This window comes from Pseudarthrobacter sp. MOO13 (genome assembly GCF_058267655.1).
Window position 1 is genome coordinate 2,902,558 of record NZ_CM177848.1, and the last position, 22,598, is coordinate 2,925,155.

The 22,598-nt window shown below is 65.8% G+C and carries 20 protein-coding genes; 6 read left to right on the plus strand and 14 right to left on the minus strand.

Annotation, left to right across the window (positions count from 1 at the left end; translation table 11 throughout):
• Window positions 1-30: 30 nt before the first annotated feature.
• From AC4EEO_RS13275 to AC4EEO_RS13335, 13 genes are all read right to left on the minus strand, one after another.
• Entirely contained in the window at window positions 31-762 is a 732-nt protein-coding gene (locus tag AC4EEO_RS13275; RefSeq protein ID WP_018761914.1) for a DedA family protein, read from the minus strand.
• A 134-nt stretch (window positions 763-896) separates the two neighbouring features.
• Window positions 897-1,526 carry a DedA family protein gene (locus tag AC4EEO_RS13280; protein WP_285320112.1) on the minus strand — a complete coding sequence of 210 codons (630 nt, stop codon included), beginning with the start codon at window positions 1,524-1,526 and terminating at the stop codon, window positions 897-899.
• A gap of 6 nt (window positions 1,527-1,532) precedes the next feature.
• On the minus strand, window positions 1,533-2,855 hold the full coding sequence (locus AC4EEO_RS13285; protein ID WP_018761916.1) for a thymidine phosphorylase: 1,323 nt from the start codon (window positions 2,853-2,855) through the stop codon (window positions 1,533-1,535).
• Window positions 2,852-3,295 carry a cytidine deaminase gene (locus AC4EEO_RS13290; RefSeq protein ID WP_491339011.1) on the minus strand — a complete coding sequence of 148 codons (444 nt, stop codon included), beginning with the start codon at window positions 3,293-3,295 and terminating at the stop codon, window positions 2,852-2,854. The genes AC4EEO_RS13285 and AC4EEO_RS13290 overlap by 4 nt, the downstream gene beginning before the upstream one ends.
• A 5-nt stretch (window positions 3,296-3,300) precedes the next feature.
• Complete coding sequence (locus AC4EEO_RS13295; RefSeq protein WP_109863480.1) at window positions 3,301-4,809, minus strand: ABC transporter permease; 1,509 nt, start codon at window positions 4,807-4,809, stop codon at window positions 3,301-3,303.
• Entirely contained in the window at window positions 4,806-6,200 is a 1,395-nt protein-coding gene (locus AC4EEO_RS13300) for an ABC transporter permease (RefSeq protein WP_491329562.1), read from the minus strand. Before AC4EEO_RS13300 ends, AC4EEO_RS13295 begins: the two co-directional genes overlap by 4 nt.
• Window positions 6,193-7,788: an ABC transporter ATP-binding protein gene (locus tag AC4EEO_RS13305; protein WP_491329561.1), complete on the minus strand. Its 1,596-nt coding sequence runs from the start codon at window positions 7,786-7,788 to the stop codon at window positions 6,193-6,195. The genes AC4EEO_RS13300 and AC4EEO_RS13305 overlap by 8 nt, the downstream gene beginning before the upstream one ends.
• Window positions 7,789-8,013: 225 nt before the next feature.
• Complete coding sequence (locus tag AC4EEO_RS13310) at window positions 8,014-9,126, minus strand: BMP family lipoprotein (RefSeq protein ID WP_109863483.1); 1,113 nt, start codon at window positions 9,124-9,126, stop codon at window positions 8,014-8,016.
• Window positions 9,127-9,390: 264 nt separating this feature from the next.
• Complete coding sequence (locus AC4EEO_RS13315; protein WP_491329560.1) at window positions 9,391-10,407, minus strand: NADP-dependent oxidoreductase; 1,017 nt, start codon at window positions 10,405-10,407, stop codon at window positions 9,391-9,393.
• The gene (locus AC4EEO_RS13320) at window positions 10,404-10,835 is read right to left on the minus strand and encodes an organic hydroperoxide resistance protein (RefSeq protein WP_109863485.1); all 432 of its coding nucleotides are present in this window, start codon (window positions 10,833-10,835) and stop codon (window positions 10,404-10,406) included. Before AC4EEO_RS13320 ends, AC4EEO_RS13315 begins: the two co-directional genes overlap by 4 nt.
• A 47-nt stretch (window positions 10,836-10,882) precedes the next feature.
• A complete protein-coding gene (locus AC4EEO_RS13325; RefSeq protein WP_018761923.1) occupies window positions 10,883-11,317 on the minus strand; it encodes a MarR family winged helix-turn-helix transcriptional regulator in 435 nt (144 codons plus the stop codon).
• A 152-nt stretch (window positions 11,318-11,469) separates the two neighbouring features.
• The gene (locus AC4EEO_RS13330; RefSeq protein WP_109863486.1) at window positions 11,470-12,687 is read right to left on the minus strand and encodes an amidohydrolase; all 1,218 of its coding nucleotides are present in this window, start codon (window positions 12,685-12,687) and stop codon (window positions 11,470-11,472) included.
• Between the two features lie 100 nt (window positions 12,688-12,787).
• On the minus strand, window positions 12,788-13,921 hold the full coding sequence (locus tag AC4EEO_RS13335) for a mannose-1-phosphate guanylyltransferase (RefSeq protein WP_026264626.1): 1,134 nt from the start codon (window positions 13,919-13,921) through the stop codon (window positions 12,788-12,790).
• Between the two features lie 282 nt (window positions 13,922-14,203).
• Between AC4EEO_RS13335 and sdhC the strand changes: the two genes are divergently transcribed.
• The 5 genes from sdhC to AC4EEO_RS13360 all read left to right on the plus strand — a co-directional run bounded on the left by sdhC (window position 14,204) and on the right by AC4EEO_RS13360 (window position 18,667).
• On the plus strand, window positions 14,204-14,584 hold the full coding sequence (gene sdhC, locus AC4EEO_RS13340) for a succinate dehydrogenase, cytochrome b556 subunit (RefSeq protein ID WP_081624141.1): 381 nt from the start codon (window positions 14,204-14,206) through the stop codon (window positions 14,582-14,584).
• A 3-nt stretch (window positions 14,585-14,587) separates the two neighbouring features.
• Window positions 14,588-15,049, plus strand: a complete 462-nt coding sequence (locus tag AC4EEO_RS13345; RefSeq protein ID WP_018761927.1) for a succinate dehydrogenase hydrophobic membrane anchor subunit — start codon at window positions 14,588-14,590, stop codon at window positions 15,047-15,049.
• A gap of 108 nt (window positions 15,050-15,157) precedes the next feature.
• Window positions 15,158-16,957, plus strand: a complete 1,800-nt coding sequence (gene sdhA / locus AC4EEO_RS13350) for a succinate dehydrogenase flavoprotein subunit (RefSeq protein WP_018761928.1) — start codon at window positions 15,158-15,160, stop codon at window positions 16,955-16,957.
• A gap of 1 nt (window position 16,958) precedes the next feature.
• Window positions 16,959-17,741, plus strand: a complete 783-nt coding sequence (locus AC4EEO_RS13355) for a succinate dehydrogenase iron-sulfur subunit (RefSeq protein ID WP_018761929.1) — start codon at window positions 16,959-16,961, stop codon at window positions 17,739-17,741.
• A 161-nt stretch (window positions 17,742-17,902) separates the two neighbouring features.
• Window positions 17,903-18,667: an alpha/beta hydrolase family protein gene (locus AC4EEO_RS13360; RefSeq protein ID WP_018761930.1), complete on the plus strand. Its 765-nt coding sequence runs from the start codon at window positions 17,903-17,905 to the stop codon at window positions 18,665-18,667.
• Window positions 18,668-18,704: 37 nt separating this feature from the next.
• Here the strand turns inward: AC4EEO_RS13360 and AC4EEO_RS13365 are convergent, their stop codons facing one another.
• A complete protein-coding gene (locus tag AC4EEO_RS13365; RefSeq protein ID WP_491329559.1) occupies window positions 18,705-20,006 on the minus strand; it encodes an ABC transporter substrate-binding protein in 1,302 nt (433 codons plus the stop codon).
• Window positions 20,007-20,324: 318 nt separating this feature from the next.
• Between AC4EEO_RS13365 and AC4EEO_RS13370 the strand changes: the two genes are divergently transcribed.
• The gene (locus tag AC4EEO_RS13370; protein ID WP_491339012.1) at window positions 20,325-22,592 is read left to right on the plus strand and encodes a hypothetical protein; all 2,268 of its coding nucleotides are present in this window, start codon (window positions 20,325-20,327) and stop codon (window positions 22,590-22,592) included.
• The last annotated feature ends 6 nt before the right edge of the window (window positions 22,593-22,598 follow it).

Sequence of the window (22,598 nt, forward strand, 5' to 3'; positions counted from 1 at the left end):
TTAGGGTGGGGCGGGGTTCAAAGCCAGCCGCTACTTGGCTGCGGGACCCGCATCGGCCGATGGCACCGTTAGGGGCCGGGTGCCGGGCCGTCCTTCCTGGCCCGGGGTGTTTTCGGCCCATCCGTCCACGTCGGCGTCAGCCTCGGGCGCATCGTGGCGTCCGAGCCGTTTGTGCCACCAGCGCAGGGCGTGGTCGATCACGACGCCCAGGACTATCGCGAAGACGACGGCGATGCCGGCGCTCAGGAGCGGGTTGTGGTGCAGCCATGGGAAGGAGCTGGCCAGCACCCCGATGCCCAGGGAGTAGCCCACCCATGTGACGCAGGCAAAGGCGTCGAAGACGAAGAACCTGCGGTGTGAGAACCCGGTGCTGCCGGCCACGTAGTTGACGGCCACCCGGCCCCAAGGGATGTACCGGGCGGTGAAGATGAGGACCGCCCCGCGCTTCTCGAGCTCGTAGCGGGCCCAGGCGAAGACTTTCCGGACCTTGGGCCGGCGCATCCACGCCCACCGGTCCAGTCCGATCTTTCGGCCGAGCATATAGGCCATGTTGTCGCCGCAGATCGCGCCGATCAGGGCGGTCAGACCAAGGATCCAAAGATTGGGCTCGCCGCTGTGCCGCGAGAAAGCCGCCAAAGCCACAATGAGGGTCTCACTGGGCACCACCATGGCGAAGCCGTCCACGAAGAAGAACACCAGCAGTACGGGGTAGATCCACCACTGGCCCGCTGCATGGAGCACGGCCTCATTAATAAACTCCACGCGGTGTTGCTCCTGTAAAAAAATGGCACGGCCGAAGCGCCGCAGCCAAAGCGGAAATCGTTCCTAAGTGTCCCATGGCGGGGACGCAGTACGCTACGCCCCGGCGCCCGGAATTATCCGGTTAAACGCGGGGCTCAGGTCCCGGGTTCCCGGATCCGTTCCACCACGTTGGGTTTACCCCGGAATTTGTTGATCACCAGGTCCACCAGGATGCCCAGGGCTACGGCACAGACAATGGCGATCGCGGCGCCCAGGACGTGGTTGTCCTCGAACCATTGGCCGAAGAACAGCCCGATCGTCACGGAGTATCCGGCCCACAGGCTTGCGGAAAGGACCGTCAGCCCCACGAACCGCAGGTGGGGATAGTGGGTGACTCCGGCGGTCAGGTTGACCGCCACGCGGCCGATCGGAACGAACCGGGCCACCAGGATCAGCGACGCCGGCCGCTTGCGCAGTTCCCGGCCCGCCCAGCGGAAGGCGGCCTGCATCCGCGGTCCGCGCATCCAGGCCCAGCGGGTGGTGCCCACCCGCCGGCCCAGGAGGTAGGCAATGTTGTCGCCCGCGAAGGCTCCGGCGGCAGCCACCCCTGCCAGAAGCAGGGGGTTGGGGACATCCGCGGTGGCGGCGACGGCGGCGAGGCCCACCACCACGGATTCACTGGGCACGGGCGGGAAGAAGCCGTCAATGACGCAGCACGCCAGCACCAGGACCAGCACCCAGGGCTGTCCGGCTGCGGCGAGGATGAAGTCGTTGATGGCCTGCATTGGTACCTATGCTATGCGGTCAATGATGAGCTGCTGGGCAGGCCGTGAACCATCCGGCGCGATGACCACCGCGTGTTCGAGGGCTTCCCGGGCGCGGGCAAACCGGTCCGGTGTGTCCGTAAGCAGGGTCATCAAGGGTTCCCCGGCCCTGACGGTGGCGCCCGGTTTGGCGTGCATCCGCACCCCGGCTCCGGCCTGGACGGCATCCTCCTTGCGGGCACGGCCGGCCCCCAGCCGCCAGGCGGCAACCCCGACGGCCAGGGCGTCGAGTTCCACCAGCACTCCGTCTGCGGGGGCGTAGACGACATCGGATTCCCTGGCTGCCGGGAGGGGGGCATGCGGATCGCCACCCTGGGCGGAGATCATCCGGTTCCAGACGTCCATGGCGCGGCCGTCCTTGAGCGCGGCGGCGGGGTCGGCGTCGTGCACTCCCGCAGCGGCGAGCATCTCTTCGGCGAGCCTGACGGTCAACTCCACCACGTCTTCCGGTCCGCCACCGGCGAGGACCTCCACGGACTCCTCGACTTCGATGGCGTTGCCGGCTGTGAGGCCCAGTGGCGTGTTCATGTTGGTCAGCAGCGCAACCGTGTTGACGCCGGCGTCCTTGCCCAGGGCCACCATGGTCTCGGCCAGTTCCCGGGCCCGGGACTCATCCTTCATGAACGCTCCGCTGCCCACTTTGACGTCCAGGACCAGCGAGCCCGTGCCCTCGGCGATCTTCTTGCTCATGATGGACGAGGCGATGAGCGGGATGGCTTCCACGGTGCCGGTCACGTCACGCAGCGCGTAAAGCTTCTTGTCCGCCGGGGCCAGGCCTGCGCCGGCGGCGCAGATCACTGCCCCGACGTCCTGGAGTTGGGCCAGGATCTCACCGTTGGTCAGGTTTGCGCGCCACCCGGGAATCGACTCAAGCTTGTCCAGGGTGCCGCCCGTGTGGCCCAGGCCGCGGCCGGAGAGCTGCGGGACGGCGACGCCGAACACCGCCACGAGCGGGGCCAGCGGCAGGGTGATCTTGTCCCCTACCCCGCCGGTGGAGTGCTTGTCCGTGGTGTACTTCAGGCCGCCGTCGGGGCGCCGAAGGCTGGAGAAGTCCATTCGCTCCCCTGACGCGATCATGGCGGCGGTCCAGCGGGCAATTTCCGCCCGGTCCATGCCGTTGAGCAGGATGGCCATGTTCAAGGCCGCCATCTGTTCATCGGCAATGGCTCCACGCGTGTAGGCGTCGATGGTCCAGTCGATCTGTTCGGGGCTCAGAGTGCCTTTGTCCCGCTTGATGCGGATGATGTCCACGGCATCGAATGCCTCGGCGTTGCTGGTGGTTTGGGTCACCGGGTCTCCTCCAGATGTTGGGGGCCAAATGCGTCGGGCAGCACCTGGTCCATCGTCCTGATGCCTTGGGTGGTCATGACTTCCATGTCCGGGGCGCGGAATTCGTACAGCAGCTGGCGGCAGCGGCCGCACGGCATCAGGACCGTGCCGCCGGCGTCGACGCAGTAGAAGGCGCGCAATTGGCCGCCGCCGGTCATGTGCAGATTGCCTACCAAGGCGCATTCGGCGCAGAGGGTGAGGCCGTAGCTGGCGTTCTCGACGTTGCAGCCGCTGACGATCCGGCCATCCGTGGTGAGGGCGGCCGCCCCCACCGCGAAATTCGAATACGGCGCGTAGGCATTTGCCATGGCGGCAACGGCGGCAGCCTCGAGGGCGGCCCAATCGACGCCGGTACCTCCGCCGGGCTTGCATTGGTTGCCGGGGGCTCCGGTTTCTGTCACCGTGGTCACCCCTTGACGTACGGGATGCCGTCGGCCGCGGGCGGCCGGGACCGCCCCACGAGGCCGGCCACGGCGATGACGGTCAGGGCGTAGGGGAGCATCGCCATGAACTGGCTGGGCACGGGCGAGCCAATGATGGTGATGATGCTCTGCAGGTTGTCGGCGAACCCGAAGAGCAGGGCGGCCAGGAAGGCCCCGATGGGATTCCAGCGCCCGAAGATCATGGCGGCAAGGGCGATGTAGCCGCGACCGCCGGACATGTCCTTGCTGAAGGCGTCCACCGACACCAGGGTGAAGAAGGAACCACCGATGCCGGCGATCGCGCCGCCCATCAGGACGTTGATGAAGCGGGTGCGGTTGACGTTGATGCCCACGGTGTCCGCCGCCTGGGGGTGTTCGCCGACGGCGCGCACCCGCAGGCCCCATTTGGTGTGGAACAGCCCGACGTAGACCACGATCACGGCCACGTACATGAGGTAGCCCACCAGGGACTGGCGGAACAGGATGGGTCCGATGATCGGGATGTCTGCAAGGAACGGGATATCCACTGCCTGGAGCCGGCCGGGCTTGTTGAGGTGTTCCGGGTCCGCCGTGAGCAGGGTGGAGAACAGGAAGCTGGTGAGGCCGCTGATCAGGACGTTGAGGACCACGCCGACGATGATCTGGTTGACGAGGTACTTGATGCTCACCACGGCCAGGACCAGGGACACGAGTGCGCCGGCGACGGCCGCCGAAATGAGTCCCACGTAGACATTGCCTGTCACGGTGGCTACGACGGCGGCGGAGAACGCACCGAGCAGGAGCTGTCCTTCGATGGCGATGTTGACCACGCCGGCCCGTTCGCACAGCACTCCGGACAGCGACCCGAACACCAGTGGTACGGCCAGTGTCACCGCTCCTGCCATCAGGCCGCCCAGGGAAATGGACGGTTCGGGGTCACGGCCGCCGGCGACGATCCAGATCATGAACCCGACCAGGAAGACGACGGCGAAGAGACCGCCCAGCCATCCGGGGGTGCGCCGCCGTTGCAGGGTCAGCAGGATGGCGTACCCGGCCAGGCCGAGCAGCAAGAGGGCGCAAATCCAGCCGAAGACCATCGAGGGCACGGTGATCTTCTCCACCTGGGCAACGCCGAGGGCGGCGAGGCCCAGGACGACGACGGCAGCGATGGTGGTGGCGGGAATCCAGCGGTCCACTCCCCCGCCCTCGCGGCGCTGGCTGATCCAGCGGTAGCCGAGGTAACCGGCGGCAGCCAGCGCCACGACAAGGGTGATCCAGGCTGCGGTGGACGAGGCGTTTGGGTCGCGGGCTTCGGCGATCCGGAACCCGGCGGATTTTGTGTTGGCGAGGAATCCAAACAGCACGGTGCCCAGGATGGCGAGCAGGCCCAGGCCGACGCCGGCCTTCCAGCTCACCAGTTCCGTTGTCCCTGCCCGGCCTGCGGCACGGTTGGCTCCGGTGGTTTTCCCGGTTCCAGGTTGTTTGCTCGCGGGAGATTGTGTGGTGGCGCTCATGCTGCCGCTCCGCTCTTGACGCCGCCGGTATGCGAACCTGCGGTCCCACTTGTGGTGGTCTTCTTCTTACGGGGGTTGAGTCCGAATATCGCACGGACCAGCGGCGGTGCTGCGATGAACAACACGATCAGGGACTGGATGACGAGCACAATGTCGATGGGGGTTTGCGTCTGTGCCTGCATTGCCACGCCGCCGGCGCGGAAAGCGCCGAACAGCAGGCCCGCAAAGAAGGTTCCCCACGGCGTGGAGCGTCCCAGCAGAGCGACGGTGATGGCGTCAAAGCCGATGGAAGCGGCCACACCGCCGGAAAGGTACTTTTCCGTGCCGGACACCTGCGCCACCCCGGCCAGGCCGGCCAGCGCACCCGCGATCGCCATCACCAGGATGGTGCTGCGGGCAACGTTGATGCCGGCGGTACGGGCCGCGCTCGGGTTTGCCCCAACGGCGCGGAACTCAAAACCGATCGTGGAGCGGTTCAGCAGCCACCAGACGAAGGCGGTGGCCGCTATCGCAACCAGGAACCCGGCGTGCAGGCGGAACTGGGGTCCGAGCAGTTCGGGGAACAACGCGGTGGAGTCAAGGAACGGGGAGATCGGGTTGGTGGAACCCTTGCGCTGGAAAGCGGGGGTGGTGAGCAGGAAGAGCAGCAGGAAGTTGGCGATGTAGTTGAGCATGATGGTCACGATCACCTCGTGGGCGCCGGTCCGCGCCTTCAGCAGGCCCACGACGCCACCCCAGACCGCGCCGCCAACCAGGCCGGCGAGGATGACGACCAGCAGGTGCAGGCCGATGGGCAGGTGCCAGGCGAAGCCAACGTAGGCGCCGAAGAGCGCACCGAAGATGATCTGCCCCTGGGCGCCAATGTTGAACAGGCCGGCGCGGAACGCCAACGCGACGCCGAGCCCGGCACAAATAAGCGGAGTTGCGACCGTGAGGGTCTCGGTGATCGGGTACAGCTGGGCGGCCAGGTCGGCGCCGGCCCAGTTGAAGATGGACCCCTGCACCAGTGCGGTATAGGGACGGATGACCTCGGTCAGGAGGTCTCCGGGCTGGGCAAAAAAGTAACCGGCCGTGACGGCGACCTTGGGGTTGGTCACCGCCATCAGGATGCCGCCGAGCACGATGGCCAGCAGCACGGAGAGGAAGGAGACCATGGCGTTGCCGGTGAAGATCTGGTGCAGGACGGATCCGTCACCGTCCCGGTGGTCCCGGCCGCGCAGCTGGGTGGCCGCCGGAACGGCGGACGGCGGCATCTGGCCGCCGGCGGTGTCCAGCGCGACGTCGGAGGCGACGGCCTCGGAGGTGGTGCCGCCTGGCACCAGGGTCGGGGCGGGCTCCGGGGCGCTGTCATTGCCTGTGGCCAGCGGGTCCGGGGTTGTCTTCTCAGACATGGGTTTCTCCTTCGTGGCCGGCAGGCTCAGATACCGTCGGTGCGGCCGTTACGCCGGAAGCATGGGCGGAGGCGTTGGCTTCGGCTTCCGCGGCCGGGACACCGGCCATCATCAGGCCCAGGACGTCGCGGGACGTGGTGGCGGGGACGATTCCCACCAGCCGGCCGCGGTAGAGCACCGCGATCCGGTCTGCCAGCTGCAGTACTTCGTCAAGTTCCGTGGACACGATCATGACGGGCGTTCCGTGGTCGCGTTCGGCGATGACGCGCTTGTGGACGAATTCGATCGAGCCGACGTCAAGCCCACGCGTGGGCTGCGAGGCAATAAACAGGCGGAGCGGGCGGGAGAGCTCACGGGCCAGGACGACCTTCTGCTGGTTGCCGCCGGAGAGGGTGCCCACCGCGGCGGATACGGAGGGCGTGCGGACATCGAATTCCTCGACCTTCTTGGCAGCGTTCTCCGCGATGACGCCCGGTTTCATCCCCACGCCTCGGGCGAAGGGTGCCTTGTCGTAGAGGTCCAGGATCATGTTCTCGGCGATGGTGAACGTGCCTACCAGGCCGTCAAGGGTGCGGTCCTCGGGGACGAAGCCCACACCCGCACCGAGCACATGCTTTACGCTCTTGCCCAACAATTCCTCGCCGTCGAGCGTGATGGACCCGGCCACGTGCGGCTGCACGCCAAGGATCGCCTCGGTCAGCTCCGTCTGGCCGTTGCCTTGCACTCCGGCGATGGCGAGCACCTCGCCCTTGGCGATGTCGAATGACAGGTCATCGACCACATGCTGGCCATTGTGGTCGGTGACGGTCAGGTTGCGGACCTTGAAGGTCACCTCACCCGTCTTGGCCGGCGCCTTGTCAAGCGTCAGGCTCACGGTGCGGCCCACCATGGCGGACGCCAGTTCGGTGGGGGAAGCTGTGGGGTCCGCCTGCCCCACCACCTTGCCGCGCCGGATGACTGTGATGGTGTCCGAGATGGCTTTGACTTCGCGCAGTTTGTGGGAGATGAAGACGATCGATTTCCCGTCGCGCTTCAGCTGCCGGATGATGTCCAGGAGTTCGTCGGTCTCCTGCGGCGTCAACACGGCGGTGGGTTCGTCGAGGATGAGCACCTCGGCATCTCGGACCAGTGCCTTGATGATCTCGACCCGCTGCTGGACGCCAACGGGCAGGTCCTCCACCATGGCGTCGGGGTCGACGTCGAATCCGTACTGGTCCGAGATGCGGCGGATCTTCTCGCGCGTAGCTTCCAGGTTGAGCAGGCCGGCGGCCTTGGTGGTCTCATTGCCCAGCGCGACATTCTCGGCCACGCTGAAGACCGGGATGAGCATGAAGTGCTGGTGGACCATTCCGATGCCGGCCGCCATGGCCTCGCCGGGGTCTTTGAAGACGACAGGCTTGCCATCGACCAGGATTTCGCCTTCGGTCGGATCGTACAGGCCGTAGAGCACGTTCATCAGGGTGGATTTCCCTGCGCCGTTCTCGCCCAGGAGGCAGTGCACCTGCCCCGGTTCGACGACCAAATCGATGTGGTCATTGGCTACCAGGGACCCGAATCGCTTCGTGATCCCCTTCAGTTCGAGTTTCAAAACCCCAACCAATCTGTGTGTGTATGGATCTGCTCCGCCGCGCTGTCGGCGGCAAGGCAGCGGGTAGTCCCAGCCTAGTGTTACGGGTGGTTTCTGGGCAGGGCGGGCAGGCAGGAAAAGTAACGCCTGCGTGGCGCTGGCAAGCGTGCGTTGCCAGCAAAACAGAACGCGCTGCCCTCCGGCCGGGGTAACGGCGGAAGGGCAGCGCGCCCCGCTGTTCAGTGCTTACTTGGTGGGGCTGGACTTCGACTCGACCTTGACGGTGCCGGAGATGATGTCCTTCTTCAGCTGGTCCAGTTCGCCCTTGAGGTCCGCCGGCACGGCGGAATCGAGGTCGTGGAAGGGAGCCAGGGCAACACCGCCGTTTGCAAGGGTTCCGATGTACGGCGAGGCGTCGAATTTGCCGTCCTTGTCGTCCTTGATGACCGTCTCCACAGCGGTGGCCATGGTCTTCTGGACAGAAGAAAGGATCACGGACTTGTAGTCGGGGGCCGTCAGGTAGCCATCGGAGTCAACCCAGATGAGCTTGGCATCCTTGCCCTTGGACTTGGCGTCGAGGATCGCGCTGCCCGCGCCGCTGCCGACGGGTCCGGCCACGGGAAGGACGATATCTGCGCCCTGGTCGAGGAAGCCCTGGGTGAGGACCTTGCCCTTGTCCACCTGCTTGAAGTCGCCGACGAAGGTGCCGTCCTGCTTGTCCTTGTCCCAGCCGATGAGCTGGACGCTCTTGCCCTTCTTTTCGTTGTAGTACTTCACGCCGTCGGCAAAACCGTCCATGAAGATGGTGACGGTGGGGATGTTGATGCCGCCGAAGGTTGCCACCTTGCCGGTCTTGGACGTGCCTGCTGCCAGGTAGCCGGCCAGGAACGCGGCCTGGGCCGTGTCATAGACGATCGGCTTGACGTTCTTGGGGAAGGTGGGGTCGTTGTAGTCGATGATCGCGAAGTGGCTGTTCGGGTTGGCCGTCGCGATGGACTTGGTGGCATCGCCGAGCAGGAACCCGACGGTCACGGTGAGCTTGCAGCCCTGCTGGACCATGGAGCGGAGGTTGGGGTCGTAGTCGGTGTCAGCCTTGGACTGGACGTGCTTCTCCTTGATGCCAAGGTCCTTGACGGCGGCCTGCAGTCCCTCGTAGCCGGACTGGTTGAACGACTTGTCGTCGAATCCACCGGAGTCGGACACCATGCAGGCGGTGTAGTCCGAGGCGGTGGCTGAACCCGAGGGGCCGGACGCGGACGGGGCGGCCCCGCAGCCGGTCAGCAGCAAGGCGGACGCACCGAGGGTGGCCACACCGGCCATTGAACCGCGCTTGAAGCCGGCACGCAGTGATTTCTTCAATTTTCCTCCAGGGATGATGCGAGTGGCACTACGGGCTGAGATTCAATGAGTGTCCGTTTCGGCGCTGAAATTCTGTTTTCACTGAAGGCACGCAGCACTGCGCCGGAGCGCACTGATGGCACTTACTTTAGTGGCCTGCGCCACGTCCCCATAGCACGTCGGAAGCTGACCCCGAAGATTGTTTACAAGTTGTTACCAAGCAGTAGGGGCGCCTCCAAAGGAGGCGCCCCTACTGCTGATTGTTCTTTAGTTGTAAGCGCCGGGCTACAGCCGGACAAGCATCTTTCCGGTGTTCGCACCGTCCAGGAGATCCATGAACGCCTGCGGCGCGTTCTCCAGTCCGTCCACGATCGTCTCGTCGTAGCGCACGGTGCCGTCGGCCAGCCAGCCGGACATCTTCTCGGCAAACTCCGCCGCGTGCTGCCGCTGACCGCCTACCAGGAAGCCGCGGAGCGTCAGTTGCTTGCCGATGGCCTGCATCAGGTTGTGGGGCGCCGGAGTCGGTTCGGTGGAGTTGTACTGCGCGATGGCACCGCACATTGCCACCCGGCCGCCGACGTTGAGGACTGCCAGGGCCGCCTCGAGGTGTTCGCCGCCGACATTGTCGAAGTAGACGTCGATGCCGGCTGGGCCTGCGGCCTTCTGCAGCTGTTCCAGCACGGGGCCATCGTGGTAGTCGAAGGCCGCGTCGAAACCGAGCTCCAGCAGCCGGGCCACCTTGGCCGGCGAACCGGCGGAGCCGATCACGCGGGCGGCGCCCATGGCCTTGGCGATCTGGCCAACCAGGGAGCCCACCGCACCGGCGGCACCGGAGACGAACACGGCGTCCCCCGGCTTGAATTCGGCGACCTTCAAGAGGCCGGAGTAGGCGGTCAGCCCGGTCATGCCCAGGGCGCCGAGGAAGGCGGATGCCGGGGCCAGGTCAGTTCGGGCCGGGGTGGCTGCAGCGCCGTCAACCACGGCGTACTCCCGCCAGCCGAGGGAATGCACGACGACGTCGCCCTCCTTGTGTGCCGACGAACGGGACGCGACCACCTCGCCTACCGCGCCGCCGTCGAGCGCCTTGCCCACGGCAAACGGCGCGGAGTAGGACTTCACGTCATTCATCCGGCCCCGCATGTAGGGGTCGACCGACATGAAGAGGTTCCGGACCAGGATCTGGCCGTCCTCGAGGGCGGGCAGCGGGGACTCGGCGAGCTCGAAGTTATCGCTGGCAGGACGGCCCACAGGGCGCGAGGCCAGGCGGATTTCACGGGTGCTGGTGGCAAGTGCGGTGCTCATGCTGCGTACTCCAAAATCTTGATGTCGACGGTGATGTTGCCCCGGGTGGCGTTCGAGTAGGGGCACACTTCATGCGCCTTGGCCACCAGTTCCTCGGCGGTGGAAAGGTCCAGCGCCGGGAGGGCGATTTCCAGTTCGGCGGCAAGCCCGAAGCCCGTTCCGCCGTCCAGCTGTCCCAGGTGGACTTTCGCCGCAACGGCCGAATCGGTGAGGTCGGCGCCTGCCTTGCGGCCCACCAGGCGCAGTGCGGAGTGGAAGCAGGCGGCGTACCCGGCGGCGAAAAGCTGTTCAGGGTTGGTCCCGCGGCCGCTGCCGCCCAACTCCACGGGGCTGGCCAGGTCCACGGCCAGCTTGCCGTCATTGCTGCGTGCAGTGCCGTCACGGCCTTCGCCGGAGGCAAGCGCCTCGGCGGTGTAGAGAGTCTTCACGAAAAATGTCCGTCCTGTAGGTGGGATGGTGCAGGGTGGCGCGCCGCTTAGAGCGACTGGTGCAGTGCGGCCGTGAGCTTGCCCAGGGTGGCGCGCAGTTGTTCGAGCTCTCCGTGCGAGAGCCCTGCGGCGTCAGCCAGCCGCTGCGGGATGGCCCGGGCCGGGACGCTGAGTTCCCGGCCTGCCGTCGTGAGGTGAATGGCAACGCGCCGTTCGTCCTCGCCTGACCGGCGGCGTTCCACGAGCCCCAGTGCTTCCAGCCGCTTGAGAAGGGGCGACAGGGTCCCCGAGTCCAGCCCGAGCTCCCCGCCAAGTTCCTTGACCCCGCGGGGCTCGTCCTCCCACAGCACCAGCATCACCAAGTACTGCGGGTAAGTGAGCCCCAGTTCATCCAGCACTGGCCGGTACACGGCGGTGGCGGCCCGGGAAGCCGAATACAAGGCAAAACACACTTGGCGGTCCAGGCGGGGAGCTTCGGTCATGAGAAAACAATAGCCCACAATTAGATTGTGCACAACTCAACTGGACTCACGAGACCATCCCGTTGACCGTCGTCGTGATCCACCAGCGTTACCGGCGCCGGCGCAAACAAGCCGCCAAGGCACGGACGCGGCGTGGACGGTGTGCGGGGCGGCTACAGCGCGGGCGGCTGCTCGATGTCCCTGATGGTCCTCAACGCTGCCGCGGTGAGCACGCGGATCCCCAGGCCCAGCGATCGCTCGTCCAGGATGTAATCGCCGCGGTGGAGGTCGTAGTCCTCCCCGCCCGGCGTCTTGGTGCCCAGGCGCATCATGGCTCCCGGAAGTTCCGCAAGGAACCAGGCAAAGTCCTCGCCACCCATGGATTGCGGGGTCAGCACCACGGCGCTTTCGCCGATCTCTGCGCGCGCAGCCGCCTCGATAATTGCCGTTTCGTGTTCCGAGTTCACCACGGGCGGCACTCCCCTGGTGTGCTCCAGGTGGACGTCCACCCCATACGGCGCGGCCACCTGGTGGACCACCTCGTCGAGGAGTTCGCCGGCGGCGTGCCAGGCGTCACGGTCCAGGCAGCGCATGGTTCCGGCCATGTAGCCCGAGCCGGGAATGGCATTGGGCGCCGATCCGGCGGTGATCTGGCCCCACACCACGGACACGCCACTGCGGACGTCCACCCGGCGGGACAGGACGGCCGGAACGTTGACGGCGATCTGGGCAAGCGCGAAGACGAGGTCCTCGGTGAGGTGCGGTCGGGACGTGTGGCCGCCGCGGCCGGACAGTTCAATCCGGATGGTGTCCGAGGCCGAGGTGATGGCGCCAATCCGGGTTCCGACCTTGCCCACTTCGATGCGGGGGTCGCAGTGCAGCGCGAGGATCCTGGGAACTCCCTCCAGCACGCCCTGCTCAATGCACGCGTGCGCCCCGCCGGGCATGGTTTCCTCAGCGGGCTGGAAGATGATCCGCACCGTCGCGCCCAGGGGCGATTCCTGGTGCATGCGCTGCAACACCAGGGCAATACCCAGCATGGTGGTGGTGTGCACGTCGTGGCCGCAGGCGTGGGTGACGCCGTGGTTCTTGGACGCGAAAGCCAGGCCGGTTTCCTCGATGATGGGGAGGGCGTCGATGTCACCCCGCAGCGCGGTGGCGATGGGGCCTTCGCCGACGTCCACGGTCAGGCCGGTGCCTTCGAGCCGGCGGGGGCTCAGCCCAGCGGCCTCCAGCCGCTCCGCAAGCTTGTCGGTGGTGCGGAACTCCTTGAAGGAAAGCTCCGGGTGCGCATGGAGGTCCCGCCGGAATTCGATCAGTTCCGGCAGGAGCGGTTCAAGCCACGGCGCCACCAAGGCGGTGGGCTCGGCTTCAGTAGTGTAATTGCGCACTGTTTTACTCTAGCGATCACGGCCCCGATAAGGGCCATTCACTGACGCCCCGTTACAACGTGAACCTGCCGGCGCCGTGACGCGCCGGCAGGTAGGGCGATCAAAGGACGTCCGTGTCCCCGCTGGCCTTGAGGGCGTCGACCGCTGCCTTGACCCGCTGGGAGTTGGCCATGGTGGTGACCAGCAGCGCGTCCGGCGTGTCCACGATGACCACATCCTGGATACCGATCAGGGCGATGACGCGCTTGGTGTCCGTGACCACCACACCGCTTGAGTTCTCCGTGAATACCCGCGCTCCTTCGCCCAGGACGGTGACGTCGTCCACTTCCTTGGCGCTGTTGAGCCGCCCGACGGAGGCAAAGTCGCCAACGTCGTCCCAGCGGAAGGTCCCGGGCACGACGGCGACGTCCCCGGCTTCGGCGGCGGGCTCGGCCACTGCGTAGTCGATGGCGATCTTGGGCAGGGTGGGCCAGATCCGGGCAGTGACCTCGTCGCGTTCGGGGGTGTCCCAGGCCTGCGCGATTTCCTGCAGGCCCTTGAACAGCTCCGGCTGGTTGGCCTCGAGGTGCTTGAGCATCAGTGCCACGGGGGCTACGAACATGCCGGCGTTCCACACGTAGTCACCGCTGTCGACGTACTGCTGGGCCACCACTTCGTCGGGCTTTTCGACGAATTCCACCACATCGTGGGCGCTCGGAGCTCCGTCGATGTGCAATTCCTTGCCGGAGCGGATGTACCCGAACCCGGTGGACGGGTGCGTGGGCTTGATGCCGATGGTCACGATCTTGCCGGCCGCGGCGGTATGGATTGCCTCCCGGACGGCGTCCTGGAAGAGGTGGTCCGGGCTGATCACCTGGTCGGCGGCGAAGGACCCCATGATGGTGTCCGGGTCCCGCGCGTGCAGGATGGCTGCGGCGAGGCCGATCGCCGCTGCGGAGTCCTTGGGCTCCGATTCCAGGACAAGGTCCGCGTCCTGGACCTCGGGAAGCTGGCGGCACACGGCGTCGCGGTGCGCTTTTCCGGTGACCACCAGCACCCGGCTGCCCGCGAGCGGGTGGAGCCGGTCGTAGGTGGCACGCAGCAGGGTGCTGCCCGATCCTGTGAGATCGTGAAGGAACTTGGGAGCTGCTGCTCGTGACAGGGGCCAGAGGCGGGTCCCCACTCCGCCTGCCGGAATCACCGCAATGAAGCGGTCAAGGGGTGAGGCCGGGCTTGTCACTTTGTCTGTACTCATCACCGCTACTTTAGCTGACGGCCCACGGCCGGCGGCGGCGGCCCGCCACGGGCTGTCCACCGGCGCGCTCCGTCATCGCATGGCCCAAATCACCGCATCCGTGTGGCGTTCGTCTCATTCTCGCCGAAAAACCGCTCCAGCACTGGTCTCCAAGAATCTCCTAAATTGAATAAGCTGTAAGCGAAGCCTAGATTTAGGCCTGAGCTACGAGTGCTCTCGCAGCAGGCGTTCCCCCCGCATGGATCTCATGCCAGCGCCGCTGTGTTGCAGGGAGGTTTATCAGTGCCGACAAAACCAGCTGGCACCTTGTACCGCGGCCGTGAAGGCATGTGGTCCTGGGTAGGACACCGCATAACCGGTGTAGTGATCTTTTTCTTCTTGTTGGTCCACGTCCTGGACACCTCCTTGGTGCGTGTGTCGCCGGAGGCCTACACCGCTGTGATCGGCGCCTACAAGAACCCGCTGATGGCGCTGGGCGAGACCGGGCTTGTGGCCGCGATCGTGTTCCACGCCTTCAATGGCTTGCGGATCATCGCGGTCGACTTCTGGAAGAAGGGCGCCAAGTACCAGCGGCAGATGCTGTGGGCAGTCCTGGCCCTCTGGATCGTGACCATGCTTGCGTTCTCCATCCGCCACCTGTCCCTCGCCCTCGGAGGTCACTAAGCCATGACTGCAACCATCGAGAGCCCCCGCAGCGGCCGGGTAGCTCCCCAGTACCGCCGCAGCGGCGGTTCGCGCGGCAACTTCGAGATGATCGCCTGGCTGTTCATGCGCCTCTCCGGCGTGGTGCTGGTGGTCCTCATCTTCGGGCACCTGTTCGTGAACCTCATGGTCGGCGAAGGCATCCATGCCATTGACTTCGGTTTCGTCGCCGGCAAGTGGGCGGACCCGTTCTGGCAGTTCTGGGACCTGGCCATGCTGTGGCTGGCAATGCTGCACGGCACCAATGGCGTGCGGACCATCATTAACGACTACGCCGAAAAGACGGGGACGCGGCGCTGGTTGAAGACCGTCCTCTACGCAGCCGCCGTGGTCATCATCCTGCTGGGCACCCTGGTGATCTTCACCTTCAACCCCTGCCCCGTTGTGGACGGCGTGGCCCTTCCGGGCGGATTTTGCCCTGCCTAGTCCAGGCACAACCCCGGGCCCGCGGGCTTACCCGCGGGCCCTGTTTTGCGGAGCAGGCGAAGCCGCCCCGTTGTTTGATAGCGAATTTTGAGAGAAAGAGCGTCTGGTATGCAGGTCCATAAGTACGACGTCGTCATCGTCGGTGCCGGTGGCGCTGGCATGCGCGCCGCGATCGAGTCCGGTCAGCGCGCGCGCACAGCAGTACTGACCAAGCTCTACCCCACCCGCTCGCACACGGGTGCGGCGCAGGGTGGCATGTGTGCAGCCCTTGCCAATGTCGAGGAAGACAACTGGGAATGGCACACGTTCGACACCGTCAAGGGCGGCGACTACCTGGTTGACCAGGACGCTGCAGAGGTCATGGCGAAGGAAGCCATCGACGCCGTGCTGGACCTCGAGAAGATGGGCCTGCCGTTTAACCGCACGCCCGAGGGACGCATTGACCAGCGGCGCTTCGGCGGCCACACCCGCGACCACGGCAAGGCTCCCGTGCGCCGCGCCTGCTACGCCGCAGACCGCACCGGCCACATGATCCTGCAGACCCTGTACCAAAACTGTGTCAAGCACAACGTTGAGTTCTACAACGAGTACTACGTCCTGGACCTGCTGACGGTCGAAGAGGATGCTGTCCGCGAGGACGGCACGCCCTACAAGCAGAAGCGTGTGGCCGGCGTCGTGTCCTACGACCTCGCCTCCGGTGAACTGCACGTCTTCCAGGCCAAGTCCGTGGTCTTCGCCTCCGGCGGCGCCGGCAAGGTCTTCAAGACCACCTCGAACGCACACACCCTCACGGGTGACGGCATGGGCATCGCCTTCCGCCGCGGCATCCCGCTGGAGGACATGGAATTCTTCCAGTTCCACCCCACCGGCCTTGCCGGCCTCGGAATCCTGCTCTCCGAAGCAGCCCGTGGTGAAGGTGCCATCCTGCGCAACTCCGAGGGTGAGCGCTTCATGGAGCGCTACGCTCCCACCATCAAGGACCTGGCGCCCCGCGACATCGTGGCCCGCTCCATGGCCAACGAAGTCCGTGAAGGCCGTGGCTGCGGTCCGAACAAGGATTACGTGCTCCTGGACCTGACCCACCTGGAACCGGCGCACATTGACGCCAAGCTCCCGGACATCACCGAGTTCGCCCGGACCTACCTGGGCGTGGAACCGTACACCGAGCCCGTACCGGTGTTCCCCACGGCCCACTACGCCATGGGCGGTATTCCGACGAACATTCAAACCGAGGTACTGCAGGACAACGACACCGTGGTGCCGGGCCTCTACGCCGCCGGTGAAGTGGCATGCGTGTCCGTCCACGGTTCCAACCGCCTGGGCACCAACTCCCTGCTGGACATCAACGTTTTCGGCAAGCGGGCCGGCGTGGCCGCCGCCGAGTACGCGAAGACTGCCGACTTCGTGGAACTGCCGGAGAACCCGTTGGCTTACACCACCGAGCTTCTGGACATTGCCCGCAACGGCACCGGTGACGAAAAGGTTGCCCAGATCCGCAAGGAACTGCAGGACACCATGGACGCCAACATGCAGGTGTTCCGTACCGCCGATACCCTGAACCAGGTGCTGCGCGACATCGCCTCCTTCGAGGAGCGGTACAAGCGCATCAACGTCCAGGACAAGGGCAAGCGGTTCAACCTGGACCTGCTCGAGGCCGTTGAGCTCGGCTTCCTGCTGGAACTGGCCAAGGTGATGACCGTGGCTGCCCTGCACCGTGAGGAATCCCGCGGCGGCCACTTCCGCGAGGACTTCCCCGAGCGTGACGACGAGAAATTCATGAAGCACTCCATGGCGTACAAGGATGACCATGCGCCGGCCGACGGATCGGCGGAATCAATCGCCGGCATCCGCCTCGCCACCAAGCCGGTTGTCTTTACCCGCTACGAGCCGATGGTGAGGAAGTACTAAGATGACCGCTGAAATCGCTGAGCCAGCCTCAAAGGTTGAACTGCCTGCCGGCGTTGGCGGGGGCGGGGAAATCCCCACGTTCGATGTCCACCTGCGGGTCCGCCGGTACAACCCGGAGGTTTCCGAGGAAGCCACCTGGGACGACTTTCACCTCACCATGTACGGCACGGACCGTGTCCTGGACGCCCTGCACAAGGTGAAGTGGGAGACGGACGGTACCCTCTCCTTCCGGCGCTCCTGTGCCCACGGCGTGTGCGGTTCCGATGCCATGCGCATTAATGGCCGCAACCGCCTCGCGTGCAAGACCCTCCTGAAGGACCTGGATACGTCCAAGCCCATCACGGTGGAGCCCATCAAGGGCCTGCCGGTGGAGAAGGACTTGATCGTGGACATGGAGCCGTTCTTCCAGTCATACCGCGAAGTCATGCCCTTCCTGATCAACAAGGGCCACGAGCCCACCCGGGAGCGCCTGCAGTCCGCCGAGGACCGTGAACGCTTCGACGACACCACCAAGTGCATCCTGTGTGCTGCGTGCACGTCCTCCTGCCCGGTGTTCTGGACGGACGGGCAGTACTTCGGGCCCGCCGCGATCGTCAACGCCCACCGTTTCATCTTCGATTCCCGTGATGACGCCGGCGACATGCGCCTGGAGATCCTGAACGACAAGGAAGGCGTGTGGCGCTGCCGCACCACCTTCAACTGCTCAGAGGCTTGCCCCCGCGGCATCCAGGTGACCCAGGCCATCGCAGAGGTCAAGCAGGCCATCCTCGCCCGCAAGATCTAGCAGGTCCAACAACAGCAAGAACGGCCGACGGCGTCACTCACCACATGTGGTGGGGGCGCCGTCGTTGTTTCTCCCCACCCGTCCCCTGACCGTGCACGCCTGGCCCGGGAACCCGGCGGGCGTGGGCGCACAGCCATTCCTACCAAGCGAAAGGGAACAGCATGTCCCGCTCCGAAAAAGTATCCTTCGCAGGCTCAACCGGTGAGACGCTGTCCGGAATAATCGACGTCCCGGAAGGCGCGGTCAAGGGCTGGGGAGTCTTTTCGCATGGGTTCACGCTCGGCAAGGACAGCCCGTCCGCGTCCCGGATGTGCAAGGCACTGGCGGACAGCGGCATTGGCATGCTGCGGTTCGACAACCTTGGCCTGGGCGGCTCGGCCGGCGAATGGTCCGCCGGCTCGTTCAGCCACAAGGTGGCCGACACGGTGAAGGCCGCGGAGTTCATGCGTGCGGAGGGGAAGGAAATCTCCTTGTTGGTGGGCCATTCCTTTGGTGGTGCCGCCGTGCTGGCGGCCGCACGGGAGATCCCCGAGCTCGACGCCGTGGCGACGGTGGGCGCGCCCTTCTCCCCCAAGCATGTGGCACATGTCTTTGACGCCGCCCTGGACCGGATCCTCAGCGAGGGGAGCGCCGAGGTGGACCTGGGCGGGAAGCGGGTGGAGATCCGCCGGCACTTCGTGGAAGACCTGGAGAACGCCGACTTGACTGACTGCATCCGGCAGCTGCACAAACCGCTGATGGTGCTGCACTCCCCCACCGACAACACCGTGGGGATCGAGAACGCCAGCACGATTTTCCAGACCGCCCGGCACCCGCGCAATTTCGTCTCCCTCGAGGGTAGCGATCATCTGCTGACGGGCAAGGGCCAGGCCGCCCGCGCGGCCCGGATCATCGCGGCGTGGGCCGACCAGTACCTCGACGCATGAATCACGCCCCGTTCCAGGGAGCGCCCGGGCACCGGGACTATTTGCCGATGGCAGCCTTGCTCTCGCTGATCCACTGCTCGGCGGCCTTGTCCGGCGCCAGCCTCTTGAACAGGACATCGGTGTTGATCCGGGCCGTGATTTCGGAGACGGCCGTCGAGCCGGTGGGTCCGATGTACGTCGGGGCAAAGTCCATCTTGCCGATCTGGTTGATGTAGTCGGCCTCCACCTTCCCCTGCGGCGTGAGCATGTCCTTGATGGCGTTGCGCATGTCGGCGTTACTGGGAACGCCCCGGTCGCTCTGGATGATTTTGGCCGCCGACTGGTCGTTGACCAGGAAGCTCACGAGCTTTGCCGCCGCGTCAGCGTGCTTGCTGCGGGCCGAGATGGTGTAGAACTGCGAGGACTGGAGCCAGATGCCGGGCGTGGGTTTTTCACCCGGGAGCTTGAGCAGCTTGAGGTCGGCGCCGGATGCCTTGCTGAGGGCGGACAACGAGTTGCTCCAGGTCAGCATCATGGCCGCTTTGCCCATGCCCAGAAGGGTTTGCTCGGTGCTGACGTTGAGCTTCTCGACGGTCTCGGAGGCGCTTGGGGCCGCCCCGGTTTCGCTCAACTTCAGTGAGTAGTCGAAGTAGTCCTGGACCGTTTCCTTGCCGAGCCCCAACTGGCCGTCCTGGGTGTAGAGCGATTCACCCCGCTGGCGGGCGAAGGCGTCCAGGGAGTCGTGGGTGAGCACGGTGGCGGTTCCGTAGGTCCCCTTGGGGCTGTGGGCCGTGACATCCGCCGCGATCTTCGCGAAGTCGTCCCAGCTCCAGGAAGTATCGTCCGGCAGCGGGACTCCCGCCGCCGAGAACACCGCCGGATTGGCGACGATCGCCAGGGCATTGGCACCGGTGGACACCCCGTATTGCTTGCCCTTGACCTGACCGTTTTCCAGTGCGCCCTGGTCCATCTTTGACAGATCCAGCGGGCCCTTGACTGTGGCCAAATCCAGCAGGGCACCCCGGTTGGCATACTCCGCCGGATAGGCGCCACCCATGGTGATGACGTCGGGAGCATCATTGGCGGCCACCTGGGTGGCAAGCTTGTCGAAGTATCCGCCGATGTCGCCGTACTCCGGCTTGACCTTGATGTTCGGGTTGGCCTTCTCGAATTCGGCGATGGCCTTGTTGGTCAGGTCGGCGCGGCCTGCGTTGCCCCACCAGGAGAAACGGATTTCGACAGGGCCGTCCTCAGGCTTGTTGGATGGGGTACTGGAGCATGCCGCGGTGAGGCCAAGGAGTGCCGCGGCCGTGAGGATGGCAGTTGATTTACGAAGGGTTCGGATAACTTTTCGCGTCATTGGGCAAGCTTCTTCCGAGATGAGAAAGCGATTTCGTGAAACGTATCAAAGGCCTGCTTCCGACGTCAAGGGCTCATTCCCACCCGAATGTGCACCATGGCTTCGCCTGCCAATGCCGTGAGTTTCTGACGCGCATAACGCGTACCAAGGGTTGACAGTGGCCCCGGCGCGCCGCAAGGATAAAGGCGGGAAAACGTTTTCTAACTCTTCGCCTTTCCCGCACCACGCCTTTCCCGCAGGGTAAGTTACCCGGTCAGGCGGCTTGTCGTAACGGTGCTTTACCCCCGCATTCCCGCATTCCCCAGGAGGCCGTTCAGCGTGCACAGCCAAGGCACCACCGACCGCGCGGTGACGCCCAAAGCCTCGCCGGGCAGCGCCGCGCCCATCGACAGGAGGGCCTTGGTCACGAGGCACAACGTCAGCCAGCGAACAGTGGACCCGCGAAGTCCGGTGTCGGTGGGCAACGGCGAGTTTGCCTTCACAATGGACCTGACCGGCGTCCAGACCTTCCCGGCCGACTATCCGGTGGGTGCCCGCGACGACGCCCTCCCGCCCGGGACACTCCTCGGTACGCAGTCCCAGTGGGGCTGGCATTCCCGTCCCGCCGAGGAACCCTACGGACTGGCCGGCTCCACCGTTTCCTACGAGTCCCCCCGCGGGCCTGTGCCCTACGTGGACATGGTGGGCGACATCGTCAACGACCGCGAGACCGGCACCTCGGCCGCCGAAACATGGCTGCGGGCCAATCCGCACCGGCTGGACCTGGCACGCATCGGCTTCATGCTGGCGCCAGGCTCAACCGAACAGGCCATCAGCCGAACAGACCTGGCAGGCACCGTGCAGACCCTCGACCTGTGGACTGGCACCGTCCACAGCCGCTTCACCCTTGGTGGCCGGCCGGTCGACGTCCTCACCGCATGCCATCCGCGTCGCGATGAACTGGGCCTCCACGTGGAATCACCCGCCCTCCACGAGGGGCTGGTGCTCTGCATTGATTTCCCTTACGGATCCGAGGCCTGGCACAACGCCGCCGACTGGAGCCGGCCCGAGGCCCATACCACCACCCTCGGGAAGCCTGTCGCGTCAGAGGTCCATCCCGGCTCGACAACGTGGACCGTTCACCGTGAACTGGACAACGCCCGGTACCGGATGGTGGTCAGCGGCAGCGGACTCGTCGTGGAGCAAACGGGCAGGCACCGGATCCGGATCAGCACATTGCCCGGCGGCCCCGGCGTACTCGACGTCGCGCTGGCCTTTGCACCGGCCGGCGACGGCGACTGTATCCCGCGACCCGGGGATGACGCCCTCCTGCCGGCGGACCTGCCGCGCGGAGACGCAAGGGCCAGTGCCGCCGTCGGGCCCCTCCCCGGCAGCAACAGCCCCGGCAACGGCATTGCCGCTGCCTCCGCGGCCCATTGGGAGGGGTTTTGGACCACGGGCGCGGCCGTGGAACTGGGTGCGACCGGAGACGCCCGCGCCAAGGAACTTGAGCGCCGCATTGTCCTCTCCCAGTACCTGACGGCGGTCAACTGCGCCGGGTCCCTCCCGCCCCAGGAAACCGGGCTCGTCTGCAATTCGTGGCGCGGACGGTTCCATCTGGAGATGCATTGGTGGCACGCTGCGCACTTCGCCCTCTGGGGCCGTTCGGAACTCCTGCTGCCGTCCCTGCGGTGGTACGCCACGGTCCTCGAAACATCGCGGCAGACGGCGAGGGCCCAAGGGTTCGACGGCGTCCGCTGGCCCAAGCAAGTGGGCCCGGACGGGCGGGAGAGCCCCAGTCCGATCGGCACCTTCCTTCTCTGGCAGCAGCCGCACCCCATCTACCTGGCAGAACTTGTCTATCGCGCCAATCCCTGCAAGGAGATCCTGGATGAGTTCGCGGAGATCGTGTTCGAGTCGGCCTCGTTCATGGCCAGCTTCGCGCACCCCACGGCGCGCGGATTCGAATTGGGGCCGCCCATCGTACCGGCCCAGGAAAGCTACGGCCCGATCCGGGCCTCCGTCACGAATCCCACCTTTGAACTGGCGTACTGGCAGTGGGGCCTCCGGACCGCCGCCTCATGGCGGGAACGGATGGGCCTGGAACCTGTGGCGGCGTGGCAGGACGTTGCGGGAGGACTCGTTCCGCCGCGGGTCATCGACGGCGCCTACGCAGCGATAGACGTGGAGCCGTTCACCATCAGGACCGACCACCCGTCAATGCTGTGCGCTTTGGGGGTCCTGCCGCGGACGGACCTCATTGACGAAGACATCATGCGGGCCACGCTGGCCGATGTCCTGGCCGGCTGGGATTGGGAAAGTACCTGGGGTTGGGATTACCCGGTCATGGCCATGACCGCTGCCCGCCTGGGCGATCCGGAGACCGCTGTGGACGTCCTTTTGCAGGATGCGGGCAAGAATACGGTCCTGCCCAACGGGCACAACCGCCAAACCGATTCCTTGCCGTTGTACCTGCCCGGCAACGGCGGCCTCCTGGCCGCCACAGCATTGATGGCTGCCGGATGGGACAACGGCCCTGACCATCGCTCCCCCGGTTTCCCGCCGGGCTGGACGGTGCGGTGGGAAGGGCTGCTGCCCTTTCCCTAGGTGCCC